Raw genomic sequence first — 19,546 nt, forward strand, 5'->3', positions numbered from 1 at the left:
ACGGCCCCGGGAGGACGCAATGCCGCAACGTCATCCTGGGTATGGACGCAGGCTTCCCGCACTCCTGCTGCTCCTGATCGCGACGTCGTGCAATGCAGCGGAGGGCGCCGGGAAACGCGACGCAGGCGAGGATCAGGGACCTCCTGCGCCCGCGGCGGCTTCGCCAGAGGATCGGGTTGAGGAGCTGACCCTGCGTCTGCTCGGGATGGAGGGTAAGCTCAAGGAGTCGGCCCATGCGCGAAAAAGCGCTGATCAGGGCCGGATGGAGGCAGAGCGCCGCTTCGCCGAGAGCATCCAGGAGATCGAGCGCCTGAGCGACGAGATCAAGCGACTCAAGGATGCGCAGCGCGAGCTCGAGCGGGCGCTAAGCGAGCGCGACCAGAGAATCACCCAGCTCGACGCGGAGTGGCTCGCGCTGAGCACGTCGCACGAGGCTCTCAATCGCCGGTTTGAGGCCCTGCGAGCGCACGTTCCCACGCAAGACGGCGGGACCCTGGATCCACAGCAAGCGCGACAGGCCGCAGCCCAGGCCTATCTCGCGTTGCGCGAGCTCCTGCAACGCGCTGGAGGCGAACCGAGGGACCGGGAGACCCGAGAGGCAATCGCTGCGGCGCAGGCAATGCTACGTCAACGCCAGTTTGCCCTGGCACGCGTTGCCGACGCACAGGGTGTCTATCGGATCCGCTCAAGCGACTCCTTGGCGCTGATCAGCGGCCGCTGGTATGGCGACACCGCCCGGTGGCGGATTCTCTTCGAGGCAAACCGCCACGTCCTCGATGATCCGGATCATCTTCTTCCCGGTCTGACGCTTGTGATTCCTTGAGCGGAGCCTCTGCCTCGCCCGGTCGGCCATCGCCATCCCCACCGGCGGGCATCAAGTCAGCGGCGGTGTGAGACAGGCGTCTCCCGGCGGGCATCAGCGGTCCGCGTCGACGCCCCTCTCGAGTGCGCTGGACAGGAGCAAACCCCCAAGGACGAAAGCCAGGAAGAGAAAGAACCCGGGCTCCAGCGAGGTGCCATTGGTCGTCAGCACGGTGACCGAGGCACTCCTGCCCTTGACACTGCCGAGTTGGCTCGCCACCAAGGCATCGAAGCCGATATAGGCCATGAAGATGGCGACCACCATCACGTCCGCCATCGACCATTTGCCGGACCTGAGCGCGAAGAACCGGACGACGGGTGATCCGCGCGCACGCCGGTAGTCATGGTAGTAGGCGTAGGTCGCCACGACCTTGAAGGCGGGAAAGATCACGCTGAACAGGGACAGCAGAACCGCGACCAGGAGCATGTCGGCGCCGCCGGCCTGGAACAGGATTCGGATCACATCGAAGATGCTCTTGGTCTGAAAATAGAGGACCTGGTTGGCGAAGACGATCGGCTCCCCGATGAGCTGAAAGGCAAGCTCGGTGATCCTCGCATCGACCTCGATCATGGGGGTCGCGAGTCCACCGACCAGGAGCAGCAGGATCGCGGCTGTGAGTGCGAAGAGCAGCAACGGGTCGAGCCGCCCGGCCGGGCCGGCAAGCGCGGCCAGGACCAACAGGGCGACCAGTCCGATCACGCCTCCGAGGCGGGCCTGGATCCGCGGCTCCGCCTCACTGATCTCCGCCTCGATCAACCCTGAGCAGGCCGCCTCGTCCTGACACCCGTAGCCGGCCAGCAGGGCCTCGAGGCTGCTTCGATCGATACCTGCGACACTCGAGGTCACGGCCTGCCGCAGAAGACCCCGCAACTGCTCCTTGATCTGCGCTTTCGTGCCGGGTCGGGCGAGCTCTTCGACCAGCGCGTCCGCATAGTCGGGGACGCGCTCGCGGAGCCGATCAAAGTCCAGCAGCAGATCCTGCAGACCCTGTTGCAGCACGCCCTGAAGCTGGTCCAGCCAGGTGCCGCCCGTCGCCAGGTTGCGCTGACGCAGATTGCGCTCCAGCTCCCCCAGCAGGGTGTCTAGCAAGCGGGCGACCGCGTCCGTCACCTGCGCTCGATTGGCCTCGGTCAGGTCGAGCTCGTCGACCTTCTTTTCGAGGATCGCGGCGATGCGCTCGACCCATTCGTTGGCGTCCAGCAAGCCGTAGCGGACATGATTGATCTCGGCGAGATCGCTCTTCAGCGTCTTCACTCGATTCAGATCGCCGATGAGGACAACCAGCATCCAGGTCGCCCCGATCAGGAGGCAGATGGCGAGGACACGTCTGAGCATGCGAGTCCGATCCATTATGCCGCAGCGGAGCGCGGCGGTTGCGCGGTGTGAGGCGCGCCCGCAAGCGGCGAATGCGCGTAGACGACCGCCACCGCATCGCGTCCGAGCACCTGTCGTAATCGCTTCAACAGCGCATCGCTCGGCTCGACGCGCCAGGTGTCGCCGAGCGCGAGCTCGCCGAGCGCACCCGGGCGACGGTAGCGCAAACGCACGGGGAGGTCACCATCGCGAAATGCCGCCAGCGCCCCCCGCAAGGCAGCGAGCCGAGCGGCACCGTCTGCATGCGCCTGGGGGTCCGACAGATCGAGGTCTAGCCTCAGATGATCGGCATTGGCGGCGCGTGCCTGCTCGAAGGTGCGGACATCGTCGGCGCGCAACGACCAGCTGTCTCGGTATTCGTCGAAGCTGAGCGAGCCGGTCACCCGCAGGATCTGATCCGGAACCAGGAAGTCGCGCACCTGCTCATAGAGCTCGGAGAACACCGTGACTTCGATGCGTCCGGTGCGATCGTCGAGCAACACCGAGCCCATCCGCCCACGCTGTGTCTTACCGTGCCGCACCGCGACGACGAGACCCGCGACAGAGCGCTTCTCGCGGTCGCGGCGTTCCCGACGGCTCTGCTCCGGATCCGTTTCCAGGAGTTTGCCGATGCGGCCCGCCGCCATGGCCTCGAGCTCGGCCTCGTAGCGGTCGATCGGGTGGCCCGTCAGATAGAGACCGAGCGTCTCCTTCTCACCCGCCAGCCGCTGCTCGTCTTCCCAGTCGGCAAGGACCTCATCGGACAGGTGCTGATCCGGCGCGGGCGCGGGGACAGGCTCCAAGGCACCAAACAGATCCGCCTGACCGGCCGCCTCGGTCGCATGCTGCTGCTCGGCCAACTTGAGCGCCAGCGGGAGCTCGGCCATCAGTGTCGCCCGGTTGGGGCCCAGGTCGTCGAGCGCGCCGGCCCGGATCAGGGCCTCCAAGACGCGCCGGTTGGCCTTTTGCATATCGACCCGGCGACAGAAATCCCAGAGGTCGCCGAAGGCGCCGTCCGCGGCGCGGACCTGCATCACCGCGTCGATCGCTGCCTCGCCGACGCCTTTGATCGCGCCCATGCCGTAGATGACGGTGGACGAGTCGGCCACCGTGAAGCGGTAGGCGGAGCGATTGACCGCCGGTGGATCGACCCGCAGGCCCATCGCCCGGCACGCTTCGATCAGGGTCACGACCTTATCGGTATTGTCCATGTCGGCGCTCAGCACCGCAGCCATGAAGGCGGCCGGATAGTGCGCCTTCAGCCAGAGCGTCTGATAGCTGACCAGGGCATAGGCCGCGCTGTGCGACTTGTTGAAGCCATAGCCCGCGAACTTGTCCATCAGGTCGAAGATATGCGTCGCGGTCGCTGCCTGAACCCCGCGACCCACCGCGCCTTGCTCGAAAATCGCGCGCTGCTTGTCCATCTCCGATTGCTTCTTCTTCCCCATCGCCCGCCGCAGCAGGTCCGCACCACCCAGTGAATAGCCGGCCAGGACCTGGGCGATCTGCATGACCTGCTCTTGATAGAGGATGACACCGTAGGTCGGTTTGAGGATGGGCTCGAGATCCGGGTGAGGATAAGCCACCTCGGCTCGGCCGTGCTTGCGGTTGATGAAGTCGTCGACCATGCCGGACTGCAAGGGTCCCGGGCGATACAGGGCGACCAGCGCGGTGATGTCCTCGAAGCGATCGGGCTGGAGCTTTCTGATCAGCTCTCTCATGCCGCGCGACTCAAGCTGGAATACGGCGGTCGTCTCGCAACGTTTGAGCAATGCGAAGGCCTCGGGATCCTGCGGCTCGATCCGGTCGATGTCGATTGCCTCTTGGCCGGCGGCACGACGCTGGGCATTGATCGTCTTGAGAGCCCAGTCGATGATCGTGAGAGTGCGCAGACCAAGGAAGTCGAACTTGACCAGCCCCACCTGCTCGACGTCGTCCTTGTCGAACTGGGTCACCAGATTCTCCCCACCCGGCTCGCAGTAGAGTGGTGCGAAGTCGGTCAGCACCGTCGGTGCGATCACGACACCGCCGGCGTGCTTGCCGGCGTTACGGGTCAGACCTTCGAGCTTGCGGGCCATATCGATCAGGACGCGGATCTCTTCGTCGTGCTGATAGGCCGCCATGAGGTCGTCGCTCTCGGCGAGCGCCTTCTCCAGGGTCATCCCGAGCTCGAACGGCACCATCTTCGCGACCCTGTCGACGAAGCCGTACGGATGCCCCATCACCCGTCCGACATCGCGCACCACCGCCTTCGCCGCCATGGTGCCGAAGGTGATGATCTGAGAGACCGCCTCACGACCGTATTTCCCGGCCACATAATCGATGACCTGGTCGCGGCCCTCCATGCAGAAGTCGACATCGAAATCGGGCATGGAGACCCGCTCGGGATTCAGAAAGCGCTCGAACAGCAGATCATGCTCGATCGGATCCAGATCCGTGATCTTGAGGGCGTATGCGACCAGGGAGCCCGCACCCGAGCCACGCCCCGGCCCGACCGGAATCCCGCGCGCCTTGGCCCATTGGATGAAATCGGCCACGATGAGAAAGTACCCGGGGAAGCCCATCTGGGTAATGACCTGGAGCTCCAGATCGAGACGCTGCTCGTACTGTTGGCGCTGCGCGGCGAATTCGCGTGAGCCTGGGTCGCCGGTCCGCTGCAGGCGCCACCGGAGACCCTGGCGGGACGCCTCGGCGAAATAGCTGTCAATGGTCATCCCGGCCGGCACCGGGAAGTCGGGGAGGAAGTTCTTGCCGAGCGTCAGCTCCAGGTTACAGCGCTTGGCGATCTCCACCGAGTTCTCCAACGCCTCCGGCAGATCCGCGAAGAGCTCGGCCATCTCCTCCGGGCTGCGCAGATACTGCTCGCCGCTGTAACGGCGCGGTCGGCGCGGATCGTCCAAGGTGCGCCCCTCATGAATACAGACGCGCACCTCATGTGCCTCGAAGTCCGAGGCGTCGAGGAAACGGACATCGTTGGTCGCCACCAGAGGGACACCGATGCGCGTGGCGAGATCGACGCTCGCCTCGACGAGCTCGGCCTCCTGCTCGCGACCGGTCCGGGTCAGCTCGAGGTAGTAACGATCCCCAAAGGCGGCCATCCAGCGCGCGAGCAGACGCTCAGCCGCCGCCTGCTGACCCTTGATGAGGCATTGGGCGACGTCACCCCCGACCCCACCGGAGAGCGCGATCAGGCCGTCCGCGGAGGCCTCGATCCACTCGCGCTCCAGCTGGGGCACGCCCAGATGCTGTCCCTCGAGATAGGCGCGCGAGATCAGGCGCGTCAGGTTGCGGTAGCCCAATGCGTCCTGAACCAGCAGGACCAGTCGATGCGGTTGGTTGGCGTCGTCCGGATTGCGGACCCAGAGGTCCGCACCGGCGATCGGTTTGAGGCCTGCGGCCACCGCGGCCTTATAGAACCTCACCAGGGCGAACAGGTTGCACTGGTCGGTGACAGCGACGGCCGGCATACCGCAATCGGCAACTGCACCGACCAAGGGCTTGATGCGCAGCAATCCGTCGACCAGGGAGTACTCGGAGTGGAGGTGCAGGTGAACGAAACTGGGATCCACGGCAGTCCTTGATCGCGGTTCGGTGATGGCCGGCAGAGCGCCCGAGGCGATAGTCTACCGATGTGCACCCGCTCTGCCGATTCGAAAAAACGGAGCGGATCCCAGAGCAGGGCACGGAAGCAGGCGATCAGGGTCGCCGTCTGAGCGCACGTACCTTGTCGAGGAGTCCGGGATCGTCCCACTCGCGCTCACCGGTCGCGGTAAAGACGAGGCGGCCCTCCGGGTCGATGACGAAGGTGGTCGGCAGGCCTTTGACGGGATAAGCCTGCACGACCCTGGAATCCACGTCCATGGGAATCGGGAAGTCGACCTCCATCTCCGTCAGGAAACGTGTGATGGTCTCGGCATCCTCGCCGACATTGACCGCGACCACCGCAATCCCCTCCCCCGCCACCCGCTCGTGGGCACGCTGCATCGAAGGCATCTCCGCGCGGCAGGGCGGACACCAGGTCGCCCAGAAGTTCAGGATCACCGGCTTGCCGCGATGATCCGCCAAACGCTGGGGCTCGCCTGCCGGCCCCAGGAGGTCGAACGTCGGGGCCGGCATCGCTTCTGGAATTGGGGTCAGCGTCTGCGGCTCAGCCGCGAACAGGACCGCGGCCGCTGACACGAGGGTCAGGGCCCCGGGCAAGGAGCGAAAGGGACGCATGCGGCAGGTCCTCGTGGGTTTGTTACGGGATATCGGATGCCGTCTCGATCAAGGCCGCGGACGACCTGGGCAGCGCCGACTCATTAGCGATATGGAGAGGACGCACAGACGCTTCAAGCCGCTCGAACCGCTCGGACAAGCCGCCAAGACAAGCGCAGGCCACTCGCTATAATGGCGCGACGGCGATCGCCCGGAAGCACCGTCCGACGCCTTCGCGAGAGAGCGCCCATGAACCAAGCCATGCCCGTGTCGGAGCGCATCGACGCGTTGCTCTGGAGCCGCCGACTTGACGAGATGCCGCGCTCGCGCGCCCTCCTGACCTGGCTCGGCCGTCTGATCTACGCCCTCACCCGGGACCTGACCCAAGGCTACCTGTCGCTGCAGGCGATGAGCCTGGTCTATACCACCCTCCTGGCCCTGGTGCCGCTCCTCGCGGTCACCTTCTCCGCCTTGAAGGGGTTCGGGGTACACAATCAGGCAGAGCCACTCCTTCTGAACGCGCTCAGCCCGCTCGGCGAGGCCGCTGTCGAGATCACTCAGCGAATCATCAGCTTCGTCGACAATATGCGGGTGGGCGTCCTGGGATCGGTCGGACTCGCCGTCCTCATCTACACCGTGATCTCGCTGGTCCAGAAGATCGAGCAGGTCTTCAATTTCACCTGGCGCGTCTCCAGGCAACGCTCCTTCGCGCAGCGCTTCAGCAAGTATCTCAGCGTCATCCTGGTGGGGCCGGTGCTCTTCGTTGCGGCCGTCGGACTCTCCGCATCACTCGGCGGCAACGCGCTCGTGCAGGCACTCATCGCGGCCAAGCCATTTGGCCGGGTGTGGGAGGCCCTGGGACAGCTCGGCCCCTACCTGATGATCTCGCTGACCTTCGCCTTCTTCTACATCTTCGTCCCGAACACCCGTGTCAAGATCACGTCCGCGCTCGTCGGCGCTCTGATCGCCGGCTTGCTGTGGCAGCTGATCGGCGGGATGTTCTCCTATTTCATGGCGGGCTCGACGCGGTTCATGGCCATCTATTCGAGCCTGGCGATCCTCGTCCTCTTCATGATCTGGGTCTATATCGCCTGGCTGATCCTCTTGGTCGGTGCAAGCATCGCCTTCTATCACCAGCACCCGGAGTATCTGAGCATCCGCTCCCATGACCTGCAGCTGAGCAACCGGCAGCGCGAGCGGCTCGCCCTGGCCCTCGCCGGACAAGTGGCTCGCCGCTACGAAACGGGCGAGCCGCCTTGGGACTGCGAGGGGCTGGCGCGAACCCTCGGCGTACCCAAGAGCAACGCCGAGCGCATGTGCACCGCGCTGGAGGAGGGGAAGTTCTTGATTCGAACGGCGGGCGAGTCGCCGACCTTCGTCCCGGCCCGCTCTCCGGATGCGATCAAGATCAAGGACATGCTGGATGCCGTACGGTGCTTCGAGGAGCGCGAGAGCGGTTGTCGCGGGACCCTTCCGAACGGCGAGATCGGGCGGGTCGAGCAGACCATCGATCGCGCGGTCGCCGAGGCGCTCGGCAGCATGACCCTGCGCGATCTCGCGCGCGGCCTCGAGGAGACCAGTCGCCCGAGTCATTTCCTCGACACCCCTCAGGTCTGACACGTCGCAGCGACGACTCGGCTCCGCAAGTCCGCCCGTCTCGTGTCAGGACTGAGCCCCGTCGCGCGGGAAAAGGTCGCGATACGAGGAGGCGTCGAAGAGCGCCTCAATCCGCGTAATCCGCCCGTCCCGCACCTGCGTCCAGTGAGCGACCTCGACTGCGACCTTTTCAGAGATCTGGATCCAGTAGGTCAGAAAATGACACACATCCCCCCCATCGACAAAGACCTTTCGAACCTGCCTGTCGATGACGACTCCGCTCGACACGGCCGAGTATTGGATGAAGTCCTCGACCCGGTCGAAGTCGGCGATGGGGCTGCGATAACAGAACCCCTGATCGGCCAACAGGTCCCTCATCGCCTCGAAATCGCGCGCCAGTTGAGCGGCGAAATAGGCATCAACGACCGCCAGCGGATCGGCGGTCACCGCGTGTCGTGGCTCAGCCATGGCAAGACTCATGTTGCAGGTTGTCCTGAAGGAGCCGAGACGACCGCCAAGCGGTTGGCCTCCCGCCCATACCGACAGCGCATGCGCCGACAAGCCTGCTCAACCCTGTGATTGCGCCTGGGACTGAGACTCAGGTACCGGCGGGAACCAGGTCTTTGCAATCTCCTGATGCAGCTCGCCGATGCCGACCTGGAGGTCGTCGACGAAGTCATGCAGCTGCTGCTGATTGAGTCGCCGCGGCTCGCTGCCCTCGAGATTGCGTTTGAGCCGCCCCGCGACGCGCAGGGCCGCATCATTGCGAGGCAGCTTCGAGAGGCTGGCCCGCAAGGACTCCACGCAATGATTGACCGATCGCGGGAAGGTCTCGTTCTGGAACAGGAAGCGCAGGACCGGCCCGCGCAAGACTCGTACCTGCTCGCTGCGTCGATAGGCCTGGTAGGCGGTCATCGACTTGAGCACGCTGACCCATTGGATGGTCTCAAACGGCCGCAGATCGGTGGTCTCCTCGGGCAGCAGGTTGGCGGAGCGCACGTCGACGATCCGGGTGGTCATGTCGGCGCGTTCCAGAAATCGGCCAAGATGGAGGAAATCGTATCCCTGATCGTGCAGCATGGTCCCCGAGAGCAGCCCGGTGATGTTCTGGGCACCCTGGATCACCCGCTTCAGATAGACATGGCGGCCGCCCTTGGTCACGCCCTTGGAGAGATTCTCCCGAGCGAATAGATAGATCTCGTTCAGCAGCTCCCAGGCCTCCCGGGGGATGAAGTCGCGGATGGTGCGGCAGTTTTCTCGTGCCGCCACCAGCGCCGATAGGATGGAGCCGACGTTGCGTTCATCGCCGATCAGAAAGCGGACCACCTGGCGCTCGCCGTAGTCCTTGTAGTGCTCCTCGAACAGCGCATTGGCGCCCGTGATGTCGACCAACGGGCGCCAGCCCGGCGCGATGCCCTTCGGGAGGTCCAGCAGCAGATTGGCATTGACGGCAACGATACGTGCGGTGTTCTCGGCCCGCTCGACATAGCGGGCCATCCAATAGATGTTTTCTGCGACACGCGAGAGCATGTGAATCGACCCCTATGCCCAGTCGGATTTGCCCAGATCCAAGCAAAACCGTCCACGTTTCATGCGGGCGTTTGCGGCGGCTCGGGCACGATCCAGGTATCTTTGCTGCCGCCGCCCTGCGATGAGTTCACGACCAGGGATCCTTTGCGCATCGCCACCCGGGTCAACCCACCCATGGTGACCTGCTGGCGGTCCGCGGAGAGGATGAAGGGCCGCAGGTCTACATGTCGCGGCTCCAGACGCGCGCCGATGATCGTCGGCACCGTGGACAGCCTCAGCGCAGGTTGGGCGATGTAGTTGCGGGGATCCTTCTTGATCCGCTCGGCGAGTTGATCACGCTCCGCCTTCGTCGACGCCGGCCCCACCAGCATACCGTAGCCACCGGACTCGTTCGCGGGCTTGACGACCAGACTCTCCATGTGCTCCAGGGTATAGGCCAGCGCGTCCGGCTCCATACAGCGGTAGGTCGGGACATTGGGGATGATGGGCTCCGCATCGAGGTAATAGCGGATGAGGTCGGGCACGAAGGCATAAACGACCTTGTCGTCGGCGACGCCGGCGCCGGGGGCGTTGGCCAGGGCGACGTTGCCGGCCTTCCAGGCGCGCATCAGGCCGGGCACGCCGAGCGCGGAGTCGGGCAGGAAGGCCTCAGGGTCCAAGAAGAGGTCATCGATGCGGCGGTAGACGACATCCACCCGTGCCGGTCCGTCGACCGTGCGCATGTAGACGCAGTCATCCTTGTCGACAAACAGGTCACGACCCTCGACGAGCTCGCAGCCCATCTGCTGAGCCAGGTAGGAGTGCTCGAAATAGGCAGAGTTATAGATGCCCGGCGTCAACACCACGACCTCGGGATAGTCGGCGGGGCGCGGGGAGAGCGCCGCCAAGGTATCGAACAGCTGGGACGGATAGTCGTCGACCGGCAGCGGCGCATAGTGCTCGAACAGCTCCGGAAGGACCCGCTTGGTCACCAGCCGGTTCTCCAGCATATAGGAGACCCCGGAGGGGACCCGCAGATTGTCCTCGAGCACATAGATCGTCCCATCGCTGTCGCGCACCAGGTCGGAGCCGCAGATATGCGCCCAGATCCCCAGCGGCGGATCAACACCGATGCACTGCGGCCGGAAGTTGACCGACTTGGCGAGGACCTCACGTGGGAAGACTCCGCCCTTGATGACCCGTTGCTCGTGATAGAGGTCGTCGATGAAGAGATTCAACGCCTGGACCCGCTGACGCAGCCCGGCGTCGACGCGCTCCCACTCGGACTGCGCGATGATGCGGGGAATGATATCGAACGGCCAGGTGCGATCGATTGCCCCGCCCTCCTCCGAATACACCGTGAAGGTGATCCCCATCTCCTTGATCGCGACGTTGGCGGCCTCCTGACGCGCCACCAGCTCCTCCGGACCCAGCGCCTCGAGATCGGCGAGCAGACCGGCGACCGCGGTGTGCCCCTGGCCTAGCGCGGCAACCAGCTCGTCATAAAAACCATCCGAGGAATAGGCGTTCCAGTCGATACTCATGGCGGTCTCTTGCACACCAGATGTCGGGGATCCATCGGCGTCGACGGTTCGCGAGCCGGGCGAGCCGGGGGCGACCTCGAAACCTCACCGTCGGAGTATGCTGGAGGTCAGGCCGCCGCGTCCATCCAGTTGGGCGAGCGCGGCGCTGCCGCCTCGGACGGCCCGGATCCGGGTACACTCGACGGACTCGGTCAGACCGACCCGATCACCCGGACAGAACCAATATGACCTACTGCCTCGGACTCGCCCTCAATGAGGGGCTGGTGATGGCAGCCGACTCCAGAACCAATGCGGGGGTCGACTATGTCACCACGTTCAGCAAGTTGCACGTCTTCCAGCCAGCCCCCGACCGGATCTTCCTCCTCATGTCCGCGGGAAACCTGGCGACCACGCAAGAGGTCCTTAACCGCATCCGGCGCGATCTCGACCAGCCTCGATACGAGGGGATGGTTGCGGATGCGAGCTGGGACCGTTCACGAATCGACCTCCTCAACGCGCGTTATCTCTTCGAGGCCGCGGACTATGTGGGACGGGTGAGCGTCGGGGTGCAGCGCGATCACGCCCCCGCCTTGCATGAGAGCGGCGTCAGCGTCGAGACCACCCTGATCCTCGGCGGACAGATCGCCGGCCAGCCGCATGGTCTCTATCTGATCTACCCGCAGGGCAACTACTTTGCGGCCTCACCCCAAACCCCCTACCTGCAGATCGGGGAGACCAAGTATGGAAAGCCCGCACTGGATCGCATCGCTGAGCCGGGGCTCTCGCTGGAGAACGGCGCCCGGCTGTGTGTGGTCTCGCTTGATGCCACATCGCGCTCCAACGTCACCGTCGGCCCGCCCTTCGAGGTGGCCATCTATGCCGCGGACAGCCTGACCCTCTCCCACCGCCTGAAGCTGAGCGCCGATTCGCCCGCGCTCCGCGTCCTGTCGCGCAGCTGGAACGAGGGCATCCGCAGCGTCTTCGACCATCTTCCCCGTTTCGACTGGGAGCAGATGGGCGAGGCACCGAGCGAGACGGTCCCGACCTGACGGGGGCGGCTGCAGCGGTGTCGAGACCTTCGTGCAACGGGGCGCAGAGGCTCTCTCGCCAAGTGCTTGCCCGATCTAACCGTAGCGCTCCCAGGGCCGCTCCACCCGCCCGGTCAGGAACGAGCGCGCCGGATCGACCCGGGCGCGCCCGGCGATCGCCGTCCGCCCGAGCAGCATCCGAAACAGCATGGTCTCGCGGTTGGTCAGCGTCACCTCGATCGGCCACGCACAGCCGGCCAGCAGGAGGCGGGTATGGATCACGAAACGCTCCTCACGATGACCGCCCGAGTCGGCGACCCGCCGCTGATCGACCACGAGGGCCTCACCGTGGACCACGACATCGGTCCGCCTCTGCAGCGGATGGACCCCGAAGCGAACATAGCGTTTGCCGCACCGATAAAAGCTGTCGACATAGAAGGCATGCAGGGTCGAGGTCCGGGCGCCGGTGTCCACCTTGGCCTTGACGAGGGTCAGCCCAAGCTCGGGGAGCGCCACCCATTCGCGCCATCCGAGCAACAGGGGCTCAGGAATCGTTTCAAGGGTCATGACGATACCTCACGCAGTCCGCTCAGCGCCTCGCTCAACGCGGTATCAAGCGCACCGGAGCGATAGGCCACAAAGCCGACCTTGTCGATCACAGGCGCGCCCTCGACGGGGAACAGCTCCTCAGACTCGATGGCACGCTCGACCATGCGTCGGGGCAGGTAGGCTGCACCGCCCCCGAGTCGAATCAGGTCGAAGGCAACCAGTCCCTGCGGCACCGGCGTCGAGGTGGCGGTGGCGCGTGGAAAGTGCTTGGCATGGGCGATCCGAAAGGAGGATCCCCAATCGACCAGCAGGTAGCCGTCCCCCAGGGCCTGCTCGACACTGATGCCGGGGCGGTCTGCCACCAGCGTCAAAGGCATCTTGATGACCTGCTCGAGCTCCAGCTCGGTGTTGGTGGGCGGATCGAGCAGCGCGATGAGATCCAGTCGATCGGCAGCGATCCGCTGGATCAACTGTTCCGGGGGCATGATCTCGACCTGCAGCGCCAGGTCTGGACGCGATCGGCGCAAACCGCCGGCCCAATCGCGCAAGCAGACCGGCCAAAGCTCGGGTTGGCATCCGATCGCGAGCTCGGCCCGGTGATCGACGTCCTGTCTCAGCTCCTGACGCGCGACCGCCCAACTCCGCACGATGTTCTCGGCGTGGCGCAGGAGTCGGTGGCCGGCCGGCGTCGGTTGTATGTCATTCCGGCGGCGTTCGAACAAGGTCACCCCGAGGGTCGACTCCAGCAGTTTAATGCGGGCGCTCACGGTCGACTGGGTCACGCACAAGGACTCGGCCGCACGGCCGAAATGCCGCGCCCGAGCGACTTGGATGAAGGTTCTCAAGAGCACGATGTCCACGGGTTTAACGGAATCGCCGTCCTCCTCCGCCGCTATCGGCGGATGTTATCAGAGCCAACCCCCGGTCCGGGCTGCTAGAATCTTTGCTCGTCCCTGTCGGGATTCCAGACAACTTAGAGTGACTTATGCGCCAGCTGATTCGTTCGATCCGCTTCGCCCTCATCATCCCTTTCGTCCCGTTGGCTCAGTGGGCGGCCGCCGATGAAGGCACTGCCAAGATCCTGGCGCCCTGGGAGGCGAACGGCCAGCTTTTTCAGGTCGCGGTTGACAAGCTCCAGTTCATCGGCACTTTTGAGGGAATCATGTACATCGAGCATGGTGACGGGCTCCTGGACGCAGCCCTGTTCACCTGTCCCTCGACCCAGATCATCCACATCCTGAGCAATCAGCTCGAAGGACACGGCTTCTGCACCATTGAAAGTCCCACCGGGGACTATGTCTACGCGGAGTTCACCTGCGATGGTGAACCCGGGTCCTGTAAGGGCAAGTTCACGCTCACCGGCGGAACCGGGAGGCTTGCGGGGATCACCGGCGAGAGCGACGTGATCGTGCGCACCGCCCTGAGCGGCACCGCCATCAACGAGGCGACCGGAGGGACCGTTTCGGCGGCAAAGGGACTTGCGATCTGGCCGGAGATGCGGTTCGAGTTTCCGGGCAGGAGCGCCAAGGCCGGCATGCTCGGGACCGGGGACTCATCGGACGGCGTCGACGAGCCGGGCGAGGGGGGGGAGATGGAGGGCCAGACAGCCCCCGAAGCCCCCCCCGCATCCGAGCAACCCGCCCGGCCCGGAGGGACCTCGGGCAGCGGTGGCGAGGAGACGACGAGCGCCCGCGACGCCTCGGAGGTGTCGAGGGGCGCGTCCGCCGATTCGGCGGCCTCGCTCCCAGCGGCGGATGCTGTCCTGGCACCTCCAGCGCGCTAGTCGACCCGGTGTTTCTGCGGAACCGACATCGCCTGTGGATGCGCCTGACCCTGGTTCTGGGCGCCATCTCCCTGTTTATTCTGTCGTATCAATGGGGAAACCAATACCAACGGCGCAGCGCGGAGCCCCCGGCCATCGGCGGCCTCCTGATCCGCCCGCCGTCGACCGTGCCGGATTTCGAGCTGCTGGACCCGCTCGGGCGACCACTGGGTCAGGACGACCTCAGGCAAGGCTGGACACTGCTGGCCTTCGGCGACCTGTCGCGTGCGTCCGGACAACTCGCCGTCCAGCGGCTGATCGATGTCTACAACCGGGTCGCCGACGAGCGGTCACTGCAGAGAGAGCTCCGTCTGGTGCTGGTCGCCACCGCGGATACGCCCGACCTCGCACGCGATTTCGCCAGCCTGCTGCCCGCACTCCACGTGCTCGGCGGTGATGCCGAGCAGATCACGCGGCTGCGTGATGGGCTCGGCCTGGGGCCGGAAGAGACCCCGGCCCTCTTCGTCTTCGGGCCGGGCGGTTATCTCGTCGCCTTCCTGCCGGACGACCTCGATGGGGCCGTCATGGCCGAGGACCTGAAGGCGATCCACGCGAGCGCCTTCGTGCTGTTGCCGGAGGGTGTATGAGCGGCAGACTCCCGGGCTGGGGGGCACGGCTCTATGTCGCCGCCCAACAGGTCCTGCCCCAGCACGCGCTCTCGCGGCTCATGTATGGTCTCGCTCGCATCCGTTTACGACCGCTCAAGAACCTCCTGATCCGGACCTTCCTGCGGCTATACCGCATCGACATGGCCGAGGCGTCGCAGCCGGACCCGGGTGCCTACCCTCACTTCAACGCCTTCTTCACCCGGGCCCTGCGACCTGACACCCGGCCCCAGGATGTCGATCCGCGCGCGGTCTTGTGCCCAGTCGACGGCGCCATCAGCCAGCTCGGCCGCATCGACGAGGATCGAGTGATCCAGGCCAAGGGCCGTGACTACCGCCTCGAGGAATTATTGGGGGGGGGGTCGGGACGGGCGCACGCCTTCACCGGCGGGGCCTTCGCGACGCTCTATCTGGCGCCGCGCGACTACCACCGCATCCACATGCCGCTGGCTGGCGATCTGACCTGGATGCGGCATATCCCCGGGCGACTGTTCAGTGTCAATGAGACGACTGCCACACTCGTGCCCAGGCTCTTCGCACGCAACGAGCGGGTCGTCTGCGGATTCGACACCGAGGCAGGGGCCATGGCAATGGTCCTGGTCGGGGCCATCTTCGTCGGCGGCATCGAGACAGTCTGGGCGGGCCAGATCACCCCCGCCAGGGCAGGGAGACAGGCCCCGGGATGCGGTTCGGTGAGATTGGAACGCGGCGCCGAGATGGGCCGCTTCAACCTGGGCTCGACCGTCATCCTGCTGTTCGAGCCGGGAGGGGTCCGATGGGACGAAAAGCTCGCACCGGGACAGAGGGTGCGATTCGGGCAGCGGCTCGGCATCACTGAGCCCGCGATGCGCCGGTGAATCTGCATCCCGGAGCCTCGGCCCGTCCTTCATCGCACAATCGATTCAACCTCGGCGGGCGGCATCGTCCAACGCCGCGAGGCGGTCCAGCTTTTCCCGGATGCGGAGCTCCAGGCCGCGGTCGACGGGCCGATAGTAGCGCCGTCCCTTCAACGCATCCGGCAGGTAGGTCTCATCGGCCGCATAGCCTTCGGGCTCGTCATGCGGGTAACGGTAGTCGCGACCGTAACCAAGCCCCTTGAGCAGCTTGGTCGAAGCATTGCGAAGATGGACTGGCACGTCCAGGGAGCCCGACGCACGGGCGTCCGCAAGGGCCTCGTTCCAGGCCAGATAGACGGCATTGCTCTTGGCGGCGCATGCCAGGTACACGACGGCCTGGGCGAGTGCGAGCTCGCCTTCCGGTGATCCGAGCCGCTCCTGCGCCTCCCAGGCATCGAGAGCGAGCTCCAGGGCACGCGGGTCGGCATTGCCGATGTCCTCGCTGGCCATCCGGACGAGACGCCGCGCGACATAGAGGGGATCGCATCCCCCGTCGATCATCCGCGCCAGCCAGTAGAGCGCGGCATCCGGGGCCGATCCGCGCACGGCCTTGTGCAGCGCCGAAATCTGGTCATAGAGCAGATCGCCGCCCTTGTCGAACCGCCGCACGCTCCCGGCGATCAGCTCGGCGACGGTTGCCGCAGTTATCTCCTGACCCTCGGTCAAGCGGACGGCCAGCTCAAGCAGATTGAGTGCCCGGCGGGCATCGCCATCGGCGCCTGCTGCGAGCAGGCGCAAGGCCTCGTCCGAGAGGTGTAGTTGGCGATCGCCGAACCCCTGGACCGGGTCTGCGAGGGCACGCGCCAAGACGCGCTTGATCTCGGCCGCGTCCAACGCCTCAAGCACGTAGACGCGCGCACGAGACAGGAGCGCATTGTTCAGGGCGAAGGAGGGGTTCTCGGTCGTGGCTCCGATGAAGGTGAGCGTGCCGTTCTCCACGTGCGGCAGGAAGGCGTCCTGCTGGGCTTTGTTGAAGCGATGGACCTCGTCGATGAACAGGAGGGTCGTTCGGCGCTCGCGCTCGCGCACGGCCCGCGCCTCGGCAACGGCATCTCGAATATCCTTGACGCCCGCGAGGACCGCTGAAAGGCTCAGGAATCGAGCGCCCGAGACCTGCGAGATCAGACGCGCCAGGGTGGTCTTTCCGGAGCCCGGCGGGCCCCAAAAGATCATCGAATGGATCTCTCCGGTGTCGATCGCCTGACGCAGCGGCTTGCCGGGCGCAAGTAGATGCCGCTGGCCGAAAAAACCGTCCAAGGCCGCCGGGCGCATCCGCTCGGCGAGTGGCATGTGCGACGTCGCGGGGATCATGCTACGCGCGGGACGAGAATCGCAGGGATGACCAGCTTCTCAACGATTTGGGTGAGATCCGTTGCTCGCCGGTCGACCGTATGGTCGAATAATGGCAACACATTGTTTAGAGGCTTTTTTTGGCTCAACCGCCGGTCATGGCGTCAGTCGACCGAGAGGAAATCGTCCACTGCGCGTTGGTCGATCTTGAAGAGGTCCGCGCTCAGTCTTGCGTTGCGCTCCGCACCCGAGAAATTGAGTCGGGTGGTCTGACCGAAGGTGTCCTCCATGATGAGGCTTTCCAGCTTGTCTTTGCCGAAACCAAGCTCGATCCTCAGCACATCGGTATCCTGTTCTTTGGGTATCAGCTCAACCCAGTCACGGCCATCGGTGCTCGGCAGGGCCGACGCGCTGAAATGTTTCTCGATCGGCCCGCCGTCGGCAAGCAGCAGCGCCGGCGTCCCGCGCAGCGCACTGCTCTGACTCTGGTGCGAGACCTGCTTGAGCTCCAGGTCATGCAAATAGACGCGATTGCCGTCGGCGATGATGATTTGCCTGCTCGGCGAATCATATTCCCACCGGAAGCGACCCGGCCGCTGGAGATAGAGCGTCCCATGAGACTCCGTCATCTGGGTGCGCTCGGCATTGAAGGTGAATTGCTCGAACTCGGCGCGGAGGCTGCTGAGTCCCGCGAGATAATCGTTGACCCGCTTCGAGCCGTCGGCGTCCGCAGCGGCAGCGATCCAAGCCAGGCTCGCAAGGAGCACGAACAGCATCGACCCGAGCCTTCGCGAGGACGGGGGTGGGACAACCCCGGACGCGGGGCGGCGATTCGGCTGGCGGGGTGAGCTGGTCACAACCACTGACATCGGTCGATCAATCCTCAATGGGCGGAGGCGCCAAGACCTCACGGTTGCCGTTGGTTTCGGCGGGACCCACGATCCCGACGCGCTCCATCTCTTCGATCATTCGCGCGGCTCGGTTGTAGCCGATCTTCAGGCGCCGCTGAACCCCTGATATGGAGGCGCGCCGGCTCTCGACAACGATCTGCACCGCCTCGTCGAACAACGGATCCGTTTCCTCGATGTCACCACGCGACTCGGGATCGATGCCGGGGAGGGACTCGGTCGGCTCGCGCAGCACATCGTGCAGGTAATCGGGCGAGCCGAATTGCTTGAGGTACTCCACCACCCGATGGACCTCGTGATCGTCCACGAAGGCGCCATGCACGCGTTGCGGGATATTCCCCCCCGGCGGCAGATAGAGCATGTCGCCGTTTCCGAGCAGCTGCTCCGCTCCCATCTGGTCGAGGATGGTGCGCGAGTCGATCCGCGAGGACACCTGGAAGGCGATACGGGTGGGGATATTGGCCTTGATGAGTCCGGTGAGGACGTCCACCGAGGGCCGCTGGGTGGCAAGGAGAAGATGGATCCCGGAGGCACGCGCCTTCTGTGCCAGGCGCGCGATGAGCTCTTCGACCTTCTTGCCGACCACCATCATCATGTCGGCGAGCTCGTCGATGATCACGACGATATAGGGCAGATGGCCAAGGGTCGGCACCTCGAGGCCCTGCTCGGCGGCAAAATCGGCGCTGATCGTCGGATCCGGAATGGTCTTGCCTTCGGCCGCCGCGTCGGCGATCTGGCGGTTGTAGCCGCCGATATTGCGCACACCGAGCTTGGCCATCAGGCGATAACGCCGCTCCATCTCGCCGACACACCAGCGCAGGGCGTTGGCGGCCTCTTTCATGTCGGTGACGACGGGCGTCAGAAGATGGGGGATGCCCTCATAGACCGAGAGCTCCAACATCTTGGGGTCGACCATGATGAGACGAACGTCCTCCGGCCCAGCCTTGTAGAGCAGACTCAGGATCATCGCGTTGATCGCGACCGATTTACCGGAGCCGGTCGTCCCCGCGATCAACGCGTGCGGCATGCGTGCCAGATCCACGACGACCGGTAACCCCGAGATGTTGGTACCCAGCCCCAGCGTCAGCGGCGACTTGGCATCCTGATAAGCCGAAGAGCCGAAGGTCTGACGCAGGAACACCGTCTCGCGCTGCTGGTTGGGGATCTCAATCCCGATCACCGACTTGCCCGGGATCACCTCGACCACCCGGACACTGATGGTCGAGAGGGCACGAGCCAGATCCTTGGCGAGTCCGGTGATCTTGCTGACCTTGATACCGGGGGCGAGCTCGAGCTCGAACAGGGTCACGACCGGCCCAGGGTAAACCGCCACCACCTGAACCTCCACCCCGAAGTCTGCGAGCTTGATCTCGACCTGACGCGAGAGCTCCTCGATCTGATCGTCTGT

General features: G+C 65.1%; 17 protein-coding genes. 6 read left to right on the plus strand and 11 right to left on the minus strand.

The window, feature by feature from the left end:
* Positions 1-19: 19 nt before the first annotated feature.
* Positions 20-823: a LysM peptidoglycan-binding domain-containing protein gene (locus LJE61_RS04370; RefSeq protein ID WP_296912484.1), complete on the plus strand. Its 804-nt coding sequence runs from the start codon at positions 20-22 to the stop codon at positions 821-823.
* A 93-nt stretch (positions 824-916) separates the two neighbouring features.
* Here the strand turns inward: LJE61_RS04370 and LJE61_RS04375 are convergent, their stop codons facing one another.
* The 3 genes from LJE61_RS04375 to LJE61_RS04385 all read right to left on the minus strand — a co-directional run bounded on the left by LJE61_RS04375 (position 917) and on the right by LJE61_RS04385 (position 6,433).
* Complete coding sequence (locus LJE61_RS04375; RefSeq protein WP_296917549.1) at positions 917-2,197, minus strand: paraquat-inducible protein A; 1,281 nt, start codon at positions 2,195-2,197, stop codon at positions 917-919.
* Between the two features lie 14 nt (positions 2,198-2,211).
* The gene (gene dnaE / locus LJE61_RS04380; RefSeq protein WP_296909408.1) at positions 2,212-5,784 is read right to left on the minus strand and encodes a DNA polymerase III subunit alpha; all 3,573 of its coding nucleotides are present in this window, start codon (positions 5,782-5,784) and stop codon (positions 2,212-2,214) included.
* A gap of 127 nt (positions 5,785-5,911) precedes the next feature.
* Positions 5,912-6,433 carry a TlpA disulfide reductase family protein gene (locus LJE61_RS04385; protein ID WP_296909407.1) on the minus strand — a complete coding sequence of 174 codons (522 nt, stop codon included), beginning with the start codon at positions 6,431-6,433 and terminating at the stop codon, positions 5,912-5,914.
* A 228-nt stretch (positions 6,434-6,661) separates the two neighbouring features.
* On the opposite strand from LJE61_RS04385, the gene LJE61_RS04390 reads away from it, so the two are divergent.
* Positions 6,662-8,029 carry a YihY/virulence factor BrkB family protein gene (locus tag LJE61_RS04390; protein WP_296909406.1) on the plus strand — a complete coding sequence of 456 codons (1,368 nt, stop codon included), beginning with the start codon at positions 6,662-6,664 and terminating at the stop codon, positions 8,027-8,029.
* Positions 8,030-8,074: 45 nt separating this feature from the next.
* Here LJE61_RS04390 and LJE61_RS04395 read toward each other — a convergent pair whose 3' ends face one another.
* The 3 genes from LJE61_RS04395 to LJE61_RS04405 all read right to left on the minus strand — a co-directional run bounded on the left by LJE61_RS04395 (position 8,075) and on the right by LJE61_RS04405 (position 11,061).
* Positions 8,075-8,476 (minus strand): nuclear transport factor 2 family protein, encoded by a 402-nt coding sequence (locus tag LJE61_RS04395; RefSeq protein ID WP_296909405.1) that lies wholly within the window; start codon positions 8,474-8,476, stop codon positions 8,075-8,077.
* Positions 8,477-8,575: 99 nt separating this feature from the next.
* The gene (locus LJE61_RS04400) at positions 8,576-9,538 is read right to left on the minus strand and encodes an alpha-E domain-containing protein (RefSeq protein WP_296909404.1); all 963 of its coding nucleotides are present in this window, start codon (positions 9,536-9,538) and stop codon (positions 8,576-8,578) included.
* 59 nt (positions 9,539-9,597) lie between these two features.
* Positions 9,598-11,061 (minus strand): circularly permuted type 2 ATP-grasp protein, encoded by a 1,464-nt coding sequence (locus LJE61_RS04405; protein ID WP_296909403.1) that lies wholly within the window; start codon positions 11,059-11,061, stop codon positions 9,598-9,600.
* Between the two features lie 224 nt (positions 11,062-11,285).
* Here LJE61_RS04405 and LJE61_RS04410 point away from each other — a divergent pair, with 224 nt between their 5' ends.
* Entirely contained in the window at positions 11,286-12,089 is an 804-nt protein-coding gene (locus LJE61_RS04410) for a proteasome-type protease (RefSeq protein WP_296909402.1), read from the plus strand.
* A 75-nt stretch (positions 12,090-12,164) separates the two neighbouring features.
* Here LJE61_RS04410 and LJE61_RS04415 read toward each other — a convergent pair whose 3' ends face one another.
* The gene (locus tag LJE61_RS04415; RefSeq protein WP_296917551.1) at positions 12,165-12,635 is read right to left on the minus strand and encodes an ATP-dependent zinc protease family protein; all 471 of its coding nucleotides are present in this window, start codon (positions 12,633-12,635) and stop codon (positions 12,165-12,167) included.
* Complete coding sequence (locus LJE61_RS04420; protein WP_296909400.1) at positions 12,632-13,462, minus strand: LysR family transcriptional regulator; 831 nt, start codon at positions 13,460-13,462, stop codon at positions 12,632-12,634. Before LJE61_RS04420 ends, LJE61_RS04415 begins: the two co-directional genes overlap by 4 nt.
* Positions 13,463-13,602: 140 nt before the next feature.
* Between LJE61_RS04420 and LJE61_RS04425 the strand changes: the two genes are divergently transcribed.
* Genes LJE61_RS04425 through asd form a run of 3 tightly spaced genes read left to right on the plus strand, consistent with a single transcriptional unit; the run spans position 13,603 to position 15,901 of the window.
* Complete coding sequence (locus LJE61_RS04425; RefSeq protein WP_296909399.1) at positions 13,603-14,400, plus strand: hypothetical protein; 798 nt, start codon at positions 13,603-13,605, stop codon at positions 14,398-14,400.
* A gap of 38 nt (positions 14,401-14,438) precedes the next feature.
* Entirely contained in the window at positions 14,439-15,026 is a 588-nt protein-coding gene (locus LJE61_RS04430; protein WP_296909398.1) for a thioredoxin domain-containing protein, read from the plus strand.
* Complete coding sequence (gene asd / locus LJE61_RS04435; protein ID WP_296909397.1) at positions 15,023-15,901, plus strand: archaetidylserine decarboxylase; 879 nt, start codon at positions 15,023-15,025, stop codon at positions 15,899-15,901. Before LJE61_RS04430 ends, asd begins: the two co-directional genes overlap by 4 nt.
* A gap of 45 nt (positions 15,902-15,946) precedes the next feature.
* On the opposite strand, the gene LJE61_RS04440 is transcribed toward asd, so the two are convergent.
* From LJE61_RS04440 to LJE61_RS04450, 3 genes are all read right to left on the minus strand, one after another.
* The gene (locus LJE61_RS04440) at positions 15,947-17,251 is read right to left on the minus strand and encodes a replication-associated recombination protein A (protein ID WP_296917553.1); all 1,305 of its coding nucleotides are present in this window, start codon (positions 17,249-17,251) and stop codon (positions 15,947-15,949) included.
* Between the two features lie 143 nt (positions 17,252-17,394).
* Entirely contained in the window at positions 17,395-18,006 is a 612-nt protein-coding gene (gene lolA, locus LJE61_RS04445) for an outer membrane lipoprotein periplasmic chaperone LolA (protein WP_296909395.1), read from the minus strand.
* Positions 18,007-18,106: 100 nt separating this feature from the next.
* Positions 18,107-19,546: DNA translocase FtsK (locus tag LJE61_RS04450; protein ID WP_296909394.1), on the minus strand; the 1,440-nt coding region annotated here is incomplete at its 5' end.

The sequence above is a fragment of the Thiocapsa sp. genome, from assembly GCF_022340925.1.
GTDB lineage: Bacteria > Pseudomonadota > Gammaproteobacteria > Chromatiales > Chromatiaceae > Thiocapsa.